This window comes from Neisseria sp. HMSC078H04, assembly GCF_001838135.1.
Lineage (GTDB): Bacteria > Pseudomonadota > Gammaproteobacteria > Burkholderiales > Neisseriaceae > Neisseria.
Genome location: NZ_KV835825.1, coordinates 438,968 through 455,639, shown reverse-complemented (window position 1 = coordinate 455,639; position 16,672 = coordinate 438,968). Strand labels below are relative to the sequence as shown.

The following is a 16,672-nucleotide window of genomic DNA, read 5'->3' as shown; positions in this document are numbered from 1 at the left end:
ACCTTTGTCACCTTTTTCGCCTTTAGCGCCGGTAGCACCGTCTTTACCATTTTTACCGTCTTTAACGATGGTAGTAGTCACTGAGCCATCATCTAAATTAGTAATAGTAATAGTGTGAGTACCGTTTTCGTTATTATCTTCAACTCCAACAGCTAAGCCGCGAGCGCTATCACCTTTTTCGCCGGTATCGCCTTTAGGGCCAGCAGGACCAGTATCGCCTTTTTCGCCTTTAGGGCCAGCAGGACCAGCATCACCTTTTTCGCCTTTAGCACCACCACCTACTACGCTCAGGGTGTATTCGTTAGTGCCGTTTGAAGTCATTTTCAGACCTTCACCAGCGATCAGTTTCAGGGTGTTACTGGCATTTGATTTAGGATCGTATGTGTATGTACCTGCAGCTGGTGAGCTACCGCTCTCATTGTGGCCTGAGAATACAAACGGATTCAGATTTTCGATGCGGTTTGCTACGGCAAACAATTGAGAGCCGTTGATTGCATCGGTAGAAGTTGCAGAGATACGGCCTGCGGCAACGTTTTGAATTTGACGTTCTTTACCTGCAGAACCTACAGACAATACTGCGCCATTGCCCAAACCGCTGGTTGCACCTGCGAAGCCGCTGTAAGTGTAGCTGCCAACAGTAGCAGTGTTAGTAGGTACGAAGTTGCTGGTTGTAGAACCGTTACCCAGAGCTACGCTGTTTTCGATAGTAGATTTAGCTTCAGTACCCAAAGCCAGAGTGTTTTTAGCTGTTGCTTGAGCACCGTTACCCAGAGCAGTTGCATATTCACCGCCATTAGCTTGAGCACCACGGCCCAATGCAATTGCTTGTTTAGAAGCAGCGTTACTTTGTACGCCCAAAGCTACTGAGTATTTACCAGTTGCTGTAGCAGCAGGACCGAATGCTGCAGCAGAAGTACCATCAGCTACGGAACCACGACCGATTGCTACGTCAGAACCTTGTTTGGCTTGAGCGTCGCCACCCAATGCTACCGCGCCGTTTGCCAGAGCTTTAGAGCGCTCACCGATGGCTGTTGCTACGATACCGGTTGCTTGAGCTTCTGTACCGATTGCCATTGCCGAACCGGCATTATTTACTACGCCGTCGCCATCAGCGCCAGTAGAAGTACCGTCAGCTGTAGCAGCATGACCTACGGCAACGTCAGCAGCTTGCTTAGCAGTTGCACCGTTACCTTGAGCGATAGAGTTATTGCCAGCAGCTTTAGATTGAGTACCCAAAGCGATAGAGTTGTTACCGATTGCTTTAGCAGCAGAACCTGCTTTATTACCCAGAGTACCATCTTTCGCACCGCCAATAGCTACAGAATTTTCACCTGTTGCTTGAGCAGATGCACCACCGGCAAATGAGCCTTCACCATTCGCTTGAGACAATACGCCGATAGCGGTACCACGTGCAGCAGTTGATTCAGCATAAGCACCGATACCAATTGCGTTATCACCTCTAGAAACTGTTTTAGTACCGACAGCAATGGAGTTATTATTAGCCGCAGTAGCAGTTTGACCCACAGCAATAGCATTAGACTCAGCAGCAGTAGCGTTAGAACCTACGGCAATTGCAGCTTCTTTATTGGCTTGTGCATATGGACCAACCGCAACTGTCAGATTACCTTCTGCTTTTGTATACGAACCAACGCCGACAGCTTGAATACCTGACGCATTTGCGCTAGTACCTGCTGCAATCGCGTGGTCTTGTTTTGCTACGCTATCTTTACCGACAGCAATCGCATTTGTCCAAGCACCCGAAGCATTATTACCAATCGCGATAGAATCTTGATGTGAAGCATTTGCGTGAGTACCCACTGCAACAGCCGCAGCACTTGCATGAGAATTATCACCGACAGCGGTTGCAAATTGCGCTGATGCATTTGCACGGTTACCGTATGCACTTGCGGAGTCTTGAGTAGCAGTCGCACGGTTACCTACTGCAGTCGCACGAATTTGCGTTGCTTGGGCTACGTTACCGATTGCAACAGAAGCTTCACCACTTGCAACAGAGCTTACACCCATTGCAGTCGATGCACCGCCGGTTGCGATATTGTTATTACCCACAGCCAATGCTGCGTTTGCGGTCGCAGTATTGTTAGCACCGTAAGCGATAGTGCCATCTTGACTGCTGGCAGTATTTTGATAACCCACTACAACAGAGTTCACACCAACGTTTCTGTTAGAACCGTTGTAAGTACCATTTGGAGTAATGTTTACTGCACTACCACCCAAATCCACACCTGCTTGAGCAGCACTAGAAGCCATCAAAGCACCTGCCGCCGCAACTGCAGCAGCTACGGCTTTACGCTTGTCAGAAGCGGATTTTTTGCCGTGTGCATGGCTGATTTCGGAAACCGCGGTCCATGTCTGGGTCGCGTGGTTCCAAATGACTTTAAAGACTTTATTCATATCGATTTTCCTGTAAGGGGTTTGATTTCTTTTGGGACGTGTTGCTCGGCTGTAAACCGCCTGTCCACACATTTGCCGCATTTCAGAGTCTCCCCTTTATGCGGTTTCATGCCGTAATCTCCTGTATGCAATTCCCGTGCCAAAAGTCTCCACTCGGCCGAATAGCAGCTAAAAGCCTGTTTTATGGGATTTTATGCTGATACATTTTGGGAAGCTTGTGAAGTTTGGGAAACGATGTGCCGTTTTTTGTCAGCTTGTTTCTTAACAAGTCACTTTTTGTCAGCTTCTATCAATGCATTCGGAATCCTTGTCCAAATTTTATATGCGTTTGGTTTCGTAAATCAACTCTTCCGATAAAGTGTTACTTTTTCGGCCTCAACGGTCATGCCCGTTAAATTTACTTGTTGCTTTTTTTAAACGGTTTTTCTAGCTATTTGATTTTACTTTTTTATTCTCAAACAATAATGATTGCTAAATAATATATGATTTGAATAGTTTCTTTAGTGATAGATTTAAATATGGGCTTTTATTTAGAGAATTAATGAAATTTGTATTGAAGATCGGCTTGAAACGTGTAACGGGTTTGTATCGCCTGTTTCAGACGGCCTTTGACGTTTCCTAACATATAAATAGTGAACAAATGATACGAATTTATGCGCTATTAAGCCGATGGACAGCGTTAAAAAGGCAAGTGTAAAACTTGCCTTTACGTTTGGGATTTGTTTGTTTTCTATTGTAGAAAACTGTGTTGTTTTTCAGACGGCCTTACCAACGGAATGTCTGGGTCACGCCTGCGGAAGCGCCGTTATTGCCGGCATAGCCGTAGCCGCCGGTATGGCTGGAGGCGCAGGCGGTGAGTGTGGCGAGGGTAAGGATGAGGAGGATGTGTTTCATGGTTCTTTCTCTGAGTGGGTTGGTTTGAGACTTGGGCGGCGTTGTGTTGCTGCATGAATCGGACGGGCTAGGGCTTGGTTGCTTTGTCTTGATTTACAGTTAGACCACTAAATTGTTTGATGATTGAAAAAGGCCGTCTGAAAACGGGTTTCATGATATTGAAACTTTGTTTTCAGACGGCCTTTATTTTATATCAGCTTATTAGTGGCGGAAATGGCGGATGCCGGTTACGACCATGGCGATACCGTGTTCGTCCGCTGCGTCAAAGACTTCTTGGTCGCGCATGGAGCCTGCCGGATGAATGATGGCTTTGATGCCCTGCTCGGCAATGACATCTACGCCGTCGCGGAATGGGAAGAAGGCATCGGAAGCGGCACATGCGCCGTTGAGGTCGAGATTGGCATCTTGCGCTTTGCGGGCGGCGATGCGGGTGCTGTCCACGCGGCTCATTTGGCCTGCGCCGATGCCGTAGGTTTGACCGCCTTTGCCGAAGACAATGGCGTTGGATTTGACGTATTTTGCGACGTTCCATACAAACATCAGGTCGTTCCATTCTTGCTCGGTCGGTTGGCGCTTGGAGACAACTTTCAAATCGGCACGGCTGAGGCGGTGGATGTCGGGGGTTTGTACCAATAGTCCGCCGCCGACGCGTTTGAGTTCAAAGCGGTTGGCACCTGCCTCAAGCGGTACTTCCAATACGCGCACGTTTTTCTTGGCGGCGGCGATTTCGAGGGCTTCGGCGGTAAACTTCGGCGCCATGAGGACTTCCATAAATTGGTTGTCGGTAATTTGTTTGACGGTTTTGCCGTCCACTTCGCGGTTGAAGGCGATGATGCCGCCGAATGCGCTGGTGGTGTCGGTAGCGTAGGCGAGTTTGTAGGCATCCAAGGTATTGGAGGCGATGGCTACGCCGCACGGATTGGCGTGTTTCACGATCACACAGGCCGGCGCGTCAAAGGATTTGACGGCTTCCCATGCGGCATCGGCATCGGCGATGTTGTTGTAGGACAATTCTTTGCCTTGCAGCTGTTTGTAGGCGGAAAGGCTGCCTGCGGCGGGATAAATATCGCGGTAGAATGCGGCGCGTTGGTGCGGATTTTCGCCGTAGCGCATGTCTTGCACTTTAATCCAGCTTTGGTTGAACTGGCTTGGGAATTCGCCGATTTGGGGCTGTCCGCTCAAGACGTCGTCTGAAAGCGAGGTCAGGTAGTTGGAAATCATGCCGTCGTATTGGGCGGTATGGCTGAATGCTTTGCGTGAGAGGTTGAAACGGGTTTTGTCGCTCAATGCGCCGTTGTTGGCTTCGAGTTCGGCGGCGATGGCCGGGAAATCGGCGGTATCGGTAACGATGGCGACGTGTTTCCAGTTTTTCGCGGCAGAGCGCACCATGGTCGGGCCGCCGATGTCGATGTTTTCAATCGCGTCTTCCAGTGTGCAGTTTGGCTTGGCGATGGTGGCGGCGAAGGGATAAAGATTGACGCACACTAAATCGATATTGCCGATGCCGTGCTCTTCCATCTTAGCGACGTGTTCGTCCAAATCGCGACGGCCGAGGATGCCGCCGTGGATTTTTGGATGCAGGGTTTTCACGCGGCCGTCAAGCATTTCGGGAAAACCGGTATAGTCGGCAACTTCGATAACGGGAACGCCTGCATCAGCCAAGAGCTTTGCTGTACCGCCGGTAGAGAGGATTTCAACACCGAGCTTAGTCAGGGTTTGGGCAAATTCGACTGCGCCTGTCTTTTCGGATAGGCTGATCAGGGCGCGTTTGATGGAAGACATGGGATTTCCTTTGTTGAAGGTTTAATCGATATGGGATGAATTTTCAGGGCGGTATTATCCGCTATTTTCGCCTTTTTGGCAGTAGGTTTTTGCAAATATTGTTAACAATTTTATTGTAAAAGGCCGTCTGAAACTTGGTTTCAGACGGCCTGATGTTTTTGCCTATTTAAATCCCATTTTCTTCGCTACGCATACTGCGCCTGCCATGCCTGCGCATAAGGGCATGAGTAAGGCAACGGGGGCGTAGGTTAGCTCCAAAATAAAGGCTATGGCTGTCAGGGGCATTTTGAGGGAAACGCCGAGGAAAACGGCGGCGCCGACAACGGCTGCGCTTTCGGACGACATTTCTGGGGAAACGCTGTTCCACGCGGCGGCAGCTGCAAAGGCAATAGTACTGCCGAGCATCATGGACGGGGTAATCAGGCCGCCGTATGCGCCTGCCGCCAGCGCCATCAAGACGACCAGCCATTTGACGGCGGTCAGCTCAAGGCTGTGTTGCCAGTCGGTCAATCCGCCAAAGGTCAGTTGGTTGCCTGCTTTGCCATTGCCCAAAATTTCGGGAAACCAAACGGAAATCGCGCCAATGAGTGCAAACATACAGACGGCCAAGGGAATGATTTTGATGTTGTCGCGCTTGATGAAGGGGAACTTTTGGGCTGTACGCTGGAAAAAGACGGCGGTTGCGCCCAGTATCGGGCCGATGATGGCAGAAAACCAAAGTAATGAGGTGTTGATGGAAAGGTTGGTCGGATGATATTGCTGCACGTCTCCCAAGCCGATGCGCGCGACGGCAGTGGCGATGACGGAAGTCAGCAATGCGGCGGCGACGGCTTGCTGCGTCCATAAGCCAAGCATGGCTTCGAGGATGAAAAGTGTGGAGGCGAGCGGCACGTTATACACGGCCGCCAAACCTGCACCCGAGGCGCAAGCAATGACCAGCCTTGCGTCGTCTTCGCTCAACCCGAAACGGTTGACGCCTACTGAAGCAAAGGCGGCGGTCATTTCGCGTGGTGCAACTTCGCGGCCGAGCGGCGAGCCAAGCCCGACGGTAATGATTTGCAACAGAGCATGGCTGACGGTTTCAAAAAACGGAAAACCGGCGAGCGGATTTTTAACCACGGCTTTAATACTCGGTTGCGGCCTGCCGTAGCGTTTGAGCAACCACCACCCCAAACCAACCACCACGCCGCAAAAGGCCATTACGCCGATACGCCGCGCAGGACTTGCCTGCGATACGCCCTCGCGGAAAGAAACGTATAGGCCGTCTGAACCGTAACCATAGGCAAGATGTTGAATTGTGTGCATGATTTCGGTTAATACAATGCCGACCATGCCGCCGATAATGCCGGTAATGATGAGGGCGGCCCAGATTTTATGAGTGTCTTTCACGGGATTTGACTTGAGGTAGTAATGGTTTGATCAAAGCGTTTTTTAAGGGAACTATTGTCCGCCCAAGGGGTAGTTTTTGGGGGCGACGTGGGTTTGGCCGTTATAAGGGAAAATATATTTCTGATTTTTATAATTTTTCTTTCTTGATACGCCGCTGAGTTTTGCAGTCAGCGCCCATACGCCGGATACGGCAGGACGGCTTTTGTCAAAAGCAATTTTGGCTTCTAGGCTGACAAACGTGTCTTCGCAGAGGCGTTTTTCGCGCCCTTTATATTCATCGCAATTGCCGTAATATGCGCCGTTATCGTTACCGCTGATCATGACGCTGTTGCGGATTCGGTTGCTATCATCGGTAAACAGGAAGTTTTGCGAAGTCGTCGTGTCGCCTTGGCCTGTATAACTTGACTCGACAGTGTAGCCCCAGTTTTGCGCGCCTACCTGAACAAACTTCCACGCCTTATTCTCCGGCGGCTCGCCCCATGCGCCGATTTTATCTTTTCCGTGCTGTTTGATTGCCCACTTGCCGTCTGCTTTCTCCAAAACAAACAATTCTGCCAGACCCGAAGAAGCATGGGCGTCCTGTTTTACTTTTTGTTCCATATCGTAGGCAAAACCTGTGTACAACACATAGCGCGCGGCTTTGCCGTTGCGCGTTACGGTATGGTCGGCAACGGGTTTCATGCAATACATAATATTGTCAGATGCTGTCTCACTGTCTTTCGGCGGCTCGGTAAGCTGGCATTTGTGCGCGGCAAGCGGTCGGTTGTAATACTTGGCAATGACGGCCTGTACGGCGGCTTTGTCGTTATCGGGTGCTGCCGACGCCAAAACGGGGCAGGCAAGCAAAAGCAGGGAGATAATACGTTTCATAGAAATTTTCCCAAAATGTTTATTGAAAAAAGATACTGCTTACTTCAGGCCGTCTGAAACCGTTTTCAGACGGCCTTTTTGTGTTTGTTGCTGACACGCGCCAACATACCGGCGACAAAAGTGGACGCAATAACAACGGTAATGCCCATCGCAGACATAGCACTTAAATGTTCGCCCAAAATTAGCACCGCCATGATAACGCCAATGACAGGCTCAAGCGAAATCAGCAGGCCGGAGACGTTGGCTGGGACTTTGTTCATGCCTTTGTTCCACAACAGATAGGCAAGCCAACTGCAACCGATCCCCATATACAAAATCGACAGCGTACCGCCCCATGACCAGTTGATTTGATAACTGTCTGCCAACACCAGCGAAAACGGCAGACACAACACCGCCGCCACAGCCATGGAAGCCGCGGTAAATGCAGGCGCACCGATGCGGGCAATCATCTGCTGGCTCGGTCGTATCACGCCTGCAAAACCCAATCCCGCAAGCAAAATCAGCAAACAGCCGAACCAATCAATCGTACCGCCTTCTTCTGCACCGCCCATTACCATCATGCCCACGCCGGCAAACGCCGCCGCCCCGCAAATCCAGTGGTAAATTTTCGCTTTGTCGTTGAAAAAGAAATGACCGACAAAAACCACCAGCAAAGGCTCCAACCCTACCATGGTAACCGCGCTGGCGGCAGACGTGTATTTCAAACCGATAAACTGGAGCATTAAAACGACAACGTAGTTGACAAAGGAAATCCACAACAACGGCTTCCACTCGCTCCGCGGAATCCTTCCCAAATGACGGCGGCACGACGGCAGTACCATCAACGCGGCAATCAACAACCGTGCCTCAACCATCAGCGCAGGGTCGATCATCTCGTAAGAATACTTGGCAGCGATAAACGAGCTGCCCCAAATCAGCAGGGCAAGTATTTGATAGAACATGGTCCGACCTTTTAAAAAGGGTTAATCGTTTCTTCTCTATATTTATTATTCAGACGGCCTGTAGGGTTAGCCTTTTTTATTTTGTCTGCGTCAGCGAATCCAAAAAGTCGAAGAGTTTGGCATTCATTTCACTGAAATCCGCCGCTTCGATTTTATCCGGATGCTGGACATAAGTTTGGGCTTGGCTTTGTTCGGCCACATTGTCGCGTCCGTCCGCTGCAATCAGCAGCCCAACGGCTTCACGGTCAAACTCCAAATGGGCCTGGAAGGCATAATGTTTGGGCGCAAAACGGATAATCTGGCGCGGACAACCTTTACTGGTTGCCAACACAACCGCCTCATCCGTCAAACCGGGCATATCGCCGTGCCAATGGCCGGTATTCAGGGTTTTGCCCAACAGGGAAACATGGGCATCCGCCAAACCTTCCGCCGTCAGCTCAATCGGATAAATGCCGATTTCACGCTCAGGGCTGCGTGTGTGGCGCGCGCCGTAGGCAACGGATAAAAGCTGCGCACCCAAACACACGCCGACAATATATTTATCCGCCGCCATCGCCTGACGCATCAGGCGCAGCTCGGATTCGGGGTCGTAATACGGGAATGCCTGCCTGTCTTCATCAGGCGATTGCGGCCCACCCATCACAATCAAAAAATCTATATCGTCCACATTGTCAGGCAGGGCTTCACATTCGTACACTTTGGTTGCACTGATGTTATGTCCGCGCCATTGCGCCCATTTCAAATATGCTCCCGGCACTTCAAATGCCTCGTGCAAGATGAAATGGATATTTAATTTATTCGGATTTTGCATTGTTATTTCTCCTTCGACCGTCAGGACGGATTGCCCTGCCGTATTACAGCATACCGTGCTGTTGTAATTTTTTACGCAGGGTATTGCGGTTCAAACCCAAAATAACGGCCGCTTTAGATTGGTTGCCGCCGCATTGTTCCATCACGCAAATCAGCATTGGTTTTTCAACTTGGTGCAACACCATATCGTACACGCCGCAAGGTTCCGTACCATCCAAGTCTTTGAAGTATTGTCGTAAGTTTTGTTCAATACATTGCGCAATGTCAGTCGTCGTTTGATTCATCGTCATGTCTTTCTTTGGATTTGTTTTTAAATGGATTTATTTTTAAATGATGAGGCCGTCTGAAACCCTTTAGCCTTCCCGATAGTGGCATACCCAACGGTCGATTTTTTCTAAAAGCGTCTCAAGATAGGCGGCAAGGGTGTCGTATTGTGCTGAGGCGCTGTCCAAGCGGTTGATTTCTCGGCGTATCTGTTCGCCGTCGGGCATTTCGTCGATGTACCAGCCGATGTGTTTGCGGGCGATGCGTACGCCGGCCACTTCGCCATAAAATTCATGCATAGCGCGGATGTGGTTCAAAATGGTGGCGTTGCATTCTGCCAAGCTTAAGGCCGGCGGCAAAACGCCGTGTTCGGCGTAATGTTTCAAATCGCGGAAGAGCCACGGCCTGCCTTGTGCGCCGCGCCCTATCATGATGCCGTCGGCAGCAGTTTGCTTGAGGACGGCGGCGGCTTTTTGCGGCGAAGTAATATCGCCGTTGACCCAAACGGGAATGTTCAGACGGCCTTTGGTTTCGGCAATCAGTTCGTAACGCGCTTCGCCTTTGTACATCTGCGTACGGGTGCGGCCGTGGATGGCAAGGGCTGCGATGCCTGATTCTTCGGCGATTTTGGCAATGGTCGGCAAATTTTGATGTTCGTCATGCCAGCCCAAACGGGTTTTGAGGGTAACGGGTACGTCTACCGCGTTGACAACGGCTGCCAAGATTTCGGCAACCAAAGGCTCGTTTTGCATCAATGCGCTGCCTGCCTGCACATTACAGACTTTTTTGGCCGGACAGCCCATGTTTATATCAATCACCTGAGCGCCCAAGCCGACGTTATACCGCGCGGCTTCCGCCATCTGCTGCGGATCGCTGCCGGCAATCTGCACGGCCACCACTCCGCCCTCGCCTTCAAAATCGCTGCGGCGCAAGGTTTTTTTGGTATGGCGCAAGCTCGGATCGCTGGTCAGCATTTCGCATACCGCCCACCCTGCGCCAAACTCGCGGCAAATCCGGCGGAACGGTTTGTCCGTAATGCCTGCCATGGGGGCAAGTGCGATGGGGTTGTCAATGAAATAGCCGCCGATGTGCATGATGTTTGCGCCAAATTGAAAGGGCTGAGATTGTACAATTTTTAAGCAACTTTTCCAATTGTATTTACATGTTGCACAATGAAAAAGGCCGTCTGAAACTGAGTTTCAGACGGCCTTTTCAGCCACAACATTTAAATAAACAGCATGACAACCATCTGTACTGCGGCCTGAATCATGGCAATAATCGGCCAAATCAGTTTGGCCAGCAGGCCGGTAAACAACAGGATCAGGATAATCCATGTGCCGTATGGCTCGATTTTACGGAACTGCATGGACTGCTTGGCGTTAAGGAAGGTATCGATAAAAATACCGCCGTCCCAAGGCAAAATCGGAATCAGGCTGAATGCGACCCAAATCGAGTTCACCATCACGCCGTAACCGGCCATCTGCGCCAAGGGCGCTTGATAAGACTCAGGCACATACGCAGCAAGTACGACGACAAAACCCCAAAAGAACGCCAAAATCAGATTGGCAATCGGGCCTGAAATCGACACCCAACGCCACGCGCGGCGTGGATCACGGAAATTACGCGAATCGATGGGCATAGGACGCGCCCAACCAAACAGAAAACTGCCTATCATCAGACACACCAACGGCACGACAATCGTACCGACAGGGTCGATGTGCGGCAGCGGATTGAGCGTCAAACGTCCAAGCTGCTCGCCGGTATGGTCGCCCCAATACCGCGCCGTATAACCGCGTGCTACTTCGCGCACGGTAATGGCCAACAACACGGGTAATACTGCCAGCAGAAATACGCCTAAATCAAAATTTGCAAACATGTTTTTCCTTATCAAACACGCCGTCTGAAAACAGAAAATATCCTTTCAGACGGCCTGAGGTTTTAATCTTCTTCTGTCTTATCCGAATCGAAAGACTCTTTCAGCTCTCGCCAAGTAATGCCTTTACCTTGCGGATTAAATTTGAAGACTGGTTCACTATAAAATAATGGCGAATATCTTTAATAAAAGGCCTGTCATGCTGAAATTTAACACGCAGTACCGATTCCATAAAGGTTTTCAAACAGCATGATTCATTGCTTCTCGCTATCATACCCAATTCGAGCACCCCCATTTATTTCAAGCCTAAAGGCCGTCTGAAACTTCAAATCCAGTTTCAGACGGCCTTTGATTTCCTATTTAAAATGTTTCAGCTGTTTTACAGGCTGTAATACATTTCAAATTCCAGCGGATGCGGCGCCATGCGGATACGGCGTACGTCTTCCTCTTTGAAGGCGATGTAGCTGTCGATCCAGTCTTTGCTGAACACGCCGCCGCGCAGAAGGAATTCGTGGTCGGCTTTGAGGGCGGCCAGTGCTTCTTCCAAAGAAGCGCAAACGGTTGGCACCAATGCATCTTCTTCCGGAGGCAGGTCGTACAGGTTTTTATCGGCAGGGTCGCCCGGGTGGGTTTTGTTTTGAATACCGTCTAAACCGGCCATCAACAAAGCGGCGAACGCCAAGTATGGGTTGGCAGTCGGGTCAGGGAAACGCGCTTCGATGCGGCGTGCTTTGCTACTGTTCACGGACGGAATGCGGATGGAAGCGGAACGGTTTTTGGCAGAATATGCCAGTTTGGTCGGTGCTTCAAAGTGCGGCACGAGGCGTTTGTAGGAGTTGGTGGACGGATTGGTAATCGCGTTCAGGGCTTTGGCGTGTTTGATGATGCCGCCAATGTAATAAAGGGCGGTATCGGACAAACCGGCATAGCCGTCGCCTGAGAACAGGTTTTGACCGTCTTTCCAGATGGATTGGTGAACGTGCATACCGCTGCCGTTGTCGCCCATAATCGGTTTAGGCATGAATGTAGCGGTTTTGCCGAAGTTGTGGGCAACGTTTTGAATCACGTATTTCATGTCTTGGGTTTGGTCGGCGCGTTTAACCAAAGTGGCAAAGCGGGTGCCGATTTCCATTTGGCTGCCGGTACCGACTTCGGCGTGATGCACTTCTACTTCGATGCCGAGTTCTTCCAAAACATTGACCATGGCAGAACGAAGGTCTTGACCGCAGTCAATCGGCGCAACAGGTGCGTAACCGCCTTTAACGGTCGGGCGGTGGCCAGTGTTTTGGCCGTCCAAATGCAGGCCGCTTGACCATGCGCCGCTTTCGGAAGTGATTTCGTAACGGGTTTTGTGCATGTCGGTTTCAAATTCTACGCCGTCGAAGACGAAGAATTCAGGCTCTGGGCCGAAATAGGCGGTGTCGCCGATACCGGAAGATTTCAAGTAAGCTTCGGCGCGGCGTGCGATAGAACGGGGATCGCGGTCATAGCCTTGGCCGTCGGCCGGATCGATAACGTCGCAGGTAAAGACAACGGTGGTATCGTCATAGAAAGGATCGACGAAGGCTGTAGACGCATCGGGACGCAACTGCATATCGGAAGCCTGAATACCTTTCCAACCGCCGATGGACGAGCCGTCAAACGCTTGACCGTTTTCGAACCATTCTTCGGGATCGTCGAGGACGATGCGGGCGGGGATGGTAAAGTGGTGCTGCTTGCCTTTGGTATCGGTAAAGCGCAAATCTACGAAGCGGGCTTCGCTTTCTTCAATCAGTTTTACAGCGTCTTTGATGGACATCTTCAGCTCCTGAGGGATTGGGTTTAAGTTGTTATTCTACCACGGTAAGGCCGTCTGAAACCGCTTACCCGCCAAAATTTTGACCTGTTGAATATAGTTTCAGACAACTTGATTGTCAACAATCCTTCTCTTGCTGTATTCTTGAAAACCGAAATCTAATCTGTATTACCGTCTTTTGTCCGAGTTTATAGTGGCTTAAAATAGAAAAGCCAATCATTCATCCTGTGCCGATAAAACAGTTATCGCGGCTCATGGTTGCAGACGAAGTTGTACATATACTCCCCAGATGTTTCAGGAAAAACATATTCCCATTTGCTTCCATAAGGAGGAGTATAAGAGTCAACCAACTTTGCTGATTTTGAATACACTGCAAAAGTTAATATCCGATATCTCCTATTACTGCAATCCATTTCTCTTAGTGATTTCATTTGAATAATAAACTTATTATTAAGATATTTTTGGGGTTTCTTATACCTATCCTCAAACCAAGCCCGATTATGGGTGCGGCTATCCACATCGCCATAGGTAACACCATCATCATTAAAGCTTAATCCTACCCAATCTGTCGCTACAGCCTGAGTTGCTAATCCCACCGTTAATAATGCTAAAAGTAACATCTTTTTCATGCCAAACCTCTGTAATTTTTATCAAAAAATAAAGTTGTATTATAAAAAATGGATTTTTCAGGTAGCAAAAAATTATATCATGCCGTTGTAAAGCGCATTTACCCTCCAGCGTTCCCATCTTCCCTCCGTCGTTATAAAATAGCTGTCCTATTTTTGGAATACAACCATGACAACTATCTCCCGTTACGCCGTTTTCGGCAATCCTGTTGCACACAGTAAATCGCCGCAAATCCATCAGCAATTCGCACTTCAAGAAGGCGCGGCCATCGAATATGGGCGCATTTGTGCCGAAATTGGCGGTTTTGCTGAGGCTGTTGCGGCGTTTCGTGCCGAGGGCGGGCAAGGTGCGAATGTAACTGTCCCGTTCAAGCAGGAAGCTTTTGCGCTGGCGGACGAGCATTCCGACCGCGCTTTGGCTGCCGGCGCGGTCAATACGCTGGTGTGGTTGGAAGACGGCAAAATACGTGGCGACAATACCGACGGTATCGGTTTGGCCAACGACATCACGCAGGTTAAAAATATTGCCATCAAGGGCAAAACCATTTTGCTTTTGGGCGCAGGCGGCGCTGTGCGCGGCGTGATTCCGGTATTGAAAGAACACCGCCCTGCCCGTATCGTCATTGCCAACCGTACCCACGCCAAAGCCGAGGAATTAGCGCAGCTTTTCGGCATTGAAGCCGTCCCGATGGCGGATTTGAACGGCGGTTTTGATATCATCATCAACGGCACGTCCGGCGGCTTGAGCGGCCAGCTTCCTGCCGTCAGCCCTGAAATTTTCCGCGGCTGCCGCCTTGCCTACGATATGGTTTACGGCAAAGCGGCGCAGGCGTTTTTGAACTTTGCCCAAAGCAGCGGCGCGGCCGAAGTTTCAGACGGCCTGGGCATGCTGGTCGGTCAGGCTGCCGCCTCTTACCATATTTGGCGCGGATTTACGCCCGATATCCGCCCTGTTATCGAATACATGAAAGCCCTGTAACCATGTTCCGCATCATCAAATGGCTGATTGCCCTGCCCATCGGCATCTTCATTTTCTTCAACGCTTATGTGTACGGCAACATCATTACCTACCGCGCCGTCGCACCTAGCAAAACCGCTTTCATGTCCATGCGCATGAGCCAGTTTGCAAAAGAAGGCCGCGATGTCGAGCTGGATTACCGCTGGGTGCCTTACGACCAAATCTCCGTCAACCTCAAAAAAGCCCTGATTGCTTCCGAAGACGCCAACTTTGCCGAACACAGCGGCTTTGACTGGAACGGCATCAAATACGCCATGAAACGCAATAAGCAAAGCGGCGAAGTCAAAGCCGGCGGTTCGACCATCAGCCAGCAACTGGCAAAAAACCTGTTTCTTAACGAAAGCCGCAGCTACATCCGCAAAGGCGAAGAAGCGGCGATTACGGCGATGATGGAAGCCGTTACCGACAAAGACCGCATTTTTGAGCTGTATTTAAACTCAATCGAATGGCACTACGGCGTATTCGGCGCGGAAGCTGCATCCCAGTATTTCTACAAGAAACCTGCCTCCGCCCTCACCCGCCAACAAGCCGCCAAACTCACGGCGCGCGTTCCGGCTCCGCTGTTTTACGCAGACCATCCTAAGAGCAAACGGATGCACAACAAAACCAATATCATCCTGCGCCGCATGGGTTCGGCAGAATTGCCCGAAAGCGATATGGATTAATTAAAAAGGCCGTCTGAACATTTCAGACGGCCTTTGTTTTTAGGCTTTCTCTTCCGGCTCAGGTACGTCAAACACTTGGCGCAGGTAAGCGAGGAAGGTGTTGTTAGTGGTCATGGTTTTGCCCGGGGAGTCGGAGAGCTTGGCGACGGATTGGCCGTTACACTCGACGAGCTTCAAGACAATGTTCAAAGGCGTGTGTCCCAAGTCGTTGGTCAGATTGGTACCGATACCGAAACTGGTTTTGAAACGGTCTTTGAAGTATTGGTGCAACGCCCATGAACGCTCAATATCGAGGCCGTCTGAAAAGGTCAGCATTTTAGTGCGGCTGTCGATTTTGAGTTTTTTGTAATGCTCGTAGGCTTTGTCGCCCCAAACATAAGGATCGCCGCTGTCGTGGCGCAGGCCGTCGAAGAGTTTGGCGAAGTACAGGTCGAAATCACGCAAGAAGGCATCCATGCCGACCACGTCGGTCAGAGCGATGCCGAGGTCGCCGCGGTATTCATGCACCCAGCGTTCCAGCGCGGCTTTTTGGAAATTGCGCAAACGTACGTCCAAGGCCTGGAAGGCTTGGAGGAACTCGTGCGCCATGGTGCCGATGGGTGTGATACCGAGTTTTTTGGCCAGATAAACGTTGCTGGTACCGCGCACGATGTCGGGAGCAGCTTCCAGCAAGGTGCGGATAACGTGTTCCTGCCATGCAAGGGTGTAGCGGCGGCGTGTGCCGAAATCGGAAATAAGGAACGGCGGATCATTCGGATTTTGAGTGGCCGCGATTTCCTTCAGCTGTTGCGCTTTGGCCTGCAAACGGCGCTCGCCTTCTTCGATGACGGCAGGCGTTTCCAAGCGGCGGAAATAGAGTTCGTTGACGATGGCAAGAATGAAAATCTCGAAGAACATCGCCTGTATCATCGGGCCTTCGATGCGGATGTTCAGACGGCCTTGATCGTCAGGGCTGACTTGGACGAAGCGGCGTTGGAGTTGGAAAAGTTCGAGATAATCGACAAAGTCACTTTTGATAAAGCGCAGGCTGCGCAGATAGTCGAGTTCGTCATGGGTAAAGCGCAGCTGACACAGGGCATCGAGTTCGCGTTCCAAGTCTTCTTGAATATCGGCCAGCGGATACACCATCTCTTTGTTGCGGCAGCGGAATTCGTAGAGGCTGTGGGTTTGCGGGAATTGGTGCAACACGACTTGCAGCATGGTGAATTTGTACAGGTCGGTATCAAGCAGGGATTGGATAATGGGCTGATGAGCAGACATAAGCTTTCTCTGAGTAAACGTGGGCGTTGAGGTATCGATTTTAATGGAAAAGGCCGTCTGAAAGAAACCTTAT

Annotated in this window: 15 protein-coding genes; 2 read left to right on the top strand and 13 right to left on the bottom strand. The window is 50.5% G+C overall.

Going from position 1 to position 16,672, the window contains the following annotated elements:
- From HMPREF2560_RS04120 to HMPREF2560_RS10835, 12 genes are all read right to left on the bottom strand, one after another.
- Nucleotides 1–2,412 (bottom strand): ESPR-type extended signal peptide-containing protein (locus HMPREF2560_RS04120; protein ID WP_283132702.1); only part of this gene is annotated, 2,412 nt, incomplete at its 3' end.
- 765 nt (nt 2,413–3,177) lie between these two features.
- A complete protein-coding gene (locus HMPREF2560_RS11400) occupies nt 3,178–3,306 on the bottom strand; it encodes a hypothetical protein (protein ID WP_256388401.1) in 129 nt (42 codons plus the stop codon).
- Nucleotides 3,307–3,507: 201 nt separating this feature from the next.
- A complete protein-coding gene (gene purH, locus HMPREF2560_RS04115; protein ID WP_070873734.1) occupies nt 3,508–5,088 on the bottom strand; it encodes a bifunctional phosphoribosylaminoimidazolecarboxamide formyltransferase/IMP cyclohydrolase in 1,581 nt (526 codons plus the stop codon).
- A 162-nt stretch (nt 5,089–5,250) separates the two neighbouring features.
- On the bottom strand, nt 5,251–6,420 hold the full coding sequence (locus tag HMPREF2560_RS04110) for a chloride channel protein (protein ID WP_070873738.1): 1,170 nt from the start codon (nt 6,418–6,420) through the stop codon (nt 5,251–5,253).
- Between the two features lie 108 nt (nt 6,421–6,528).
- Nucleotides 6,529–7,347, bottom strand: a complete 819-nt coding sequence (locus HMPREF2560_RS04105) for a hypothetical protein (protein WP_070608570.1) — start codon at nt 7,345–7,347, stop codon at nt 6,529–6,531.
- 65 nt (nt 7,348–7,412) lie between these two features.
- Nucleotides 7,413–8,288: a DMT family transporter gene (locus tag HMPREF2560_RS04100; protein ID WP_049344471.1), complete on the bottom strand. Its 876-nt coding sequence runs from the start codon at nt 8,286–8,288 to the stop codon at nt 7,413–7,415.
- 76 nt (nt 8,289–8,364) lie between these two features.
- Entirely contained in the window at nt 8,365–9,099 is a 735-nt protein-coding gene (locus HMPREF2560_RS04095) for a glutamine amidotransferase-related protein (RefSeq protein WP_070608568.1), read from the bottom strand.
- A gap of 43 nt (nt 9,100–9,142) precedes the next feature.
- Nucleotides 9,143–9,382: a Fis family transcriptional regulator gene (locus tag HMPREF2560_RS04090; protein ID WP_063069359.1), complete on the bottom strand. Its 240-nt coding sequence runs from the start codon at nt 9,380–9,382 to the stop codon at nt 9,143–9,145.
- 69 nt (nt 9,383–9,451) lie between these two features.
- A complete protein-coding gene (dusB, locus tag HMPREF2560_RS04085; RefSeq protein ID WP_070608566.1) occupies nt 9,452–10,456 on the bottom strand; it encodes a tRNA dihydrouridine synthase DusB in 1,005 nt (334 codons plus the stop codon).
- Nucleotides 10,457–10,587: 131 nt separating this feature from the next.
- Entirely contained in the window at nt 10,588–11,238 is a 651-nt protein-coding gene (locus HMPREF2560_RS04080; protein WP_070608564.1) for a site-2 protease family protein, read from the bottom strand.
- 376 nt (nt 11,239–11,614) lie between these two features.
- Complete coding sequence (gene glnA / locus HMPREF2560_RS04075; RefSeq protein WP_070873733.1) at nt 11,615–13,033, bottom strand: type I glutamate--ammonia ligase; 1,419 nt, start codon at nt 13,031–13,033, stop codon at nt 11,615–11,617.
- A gap of 239 nt (nt 13,034–13,272) precedes the next feature.
- Nucleotides 13,273–13,659 (bottom strand): surface-adhesin E family protein, encoded by a 387-nt coding sequence (locus HMPREF2560_RS10835; RefSeq protein WP_070541000.1) that lies wholly within the window; start codon nt 13,657–13,659, stop codon nt 13,273–13,275.
- A 166-nt stretch (nt 13,660–13,825) separates the two neighbouring features.
- Here HMPREF2560_RS10835 and aroE point away from each other — a divergent pair, with 166 nt between their 5' ends.
- Both aroE and mtgA read left to right on the top strand, forming a co-directional pair.
- Entirely contained in the window at nt 13,826–14,635 is an 810-nt protein-coding gene (gene aroE, locus HMPREF2560_RS04065) for a shikimate dehydrogenase (RefSeq protein ID WP_070608561.1), read from the top strand.
- Nucleotides 14,636–14,637: 2 nt separating this feature from the next.
- Entirely contained in the window at nt 14,638–15,339 is a 702-nt protein-coding gene (mtgA, locus tag HMPREF2560_RS04060; protein WP_003684244.1) for a monofunctional biosynthetic peptidoglycan transglycosylase, read from the top strand.
- 39 nt (nt 15,340–15,378) lie between these two features.
- Here mtgA and pncB read toward each other — a convergent pair whose 3' ends face one another.
- Nucleotides 15,379–16,599: a nicotinate phosphoribosyltransferase gene (pncB, locus tag HMPREF2560_RS04055; RefSeq protein ID WP_070734838.1), complete on the bottom strand. Its 1,221-nt coding sequence runs from the start codon at nt 16,597–16,599 to the stop codon at nt 15,379–15,381.
- Nucleotides 16,600–16,672: the final 73 nt, after the last annotated feature.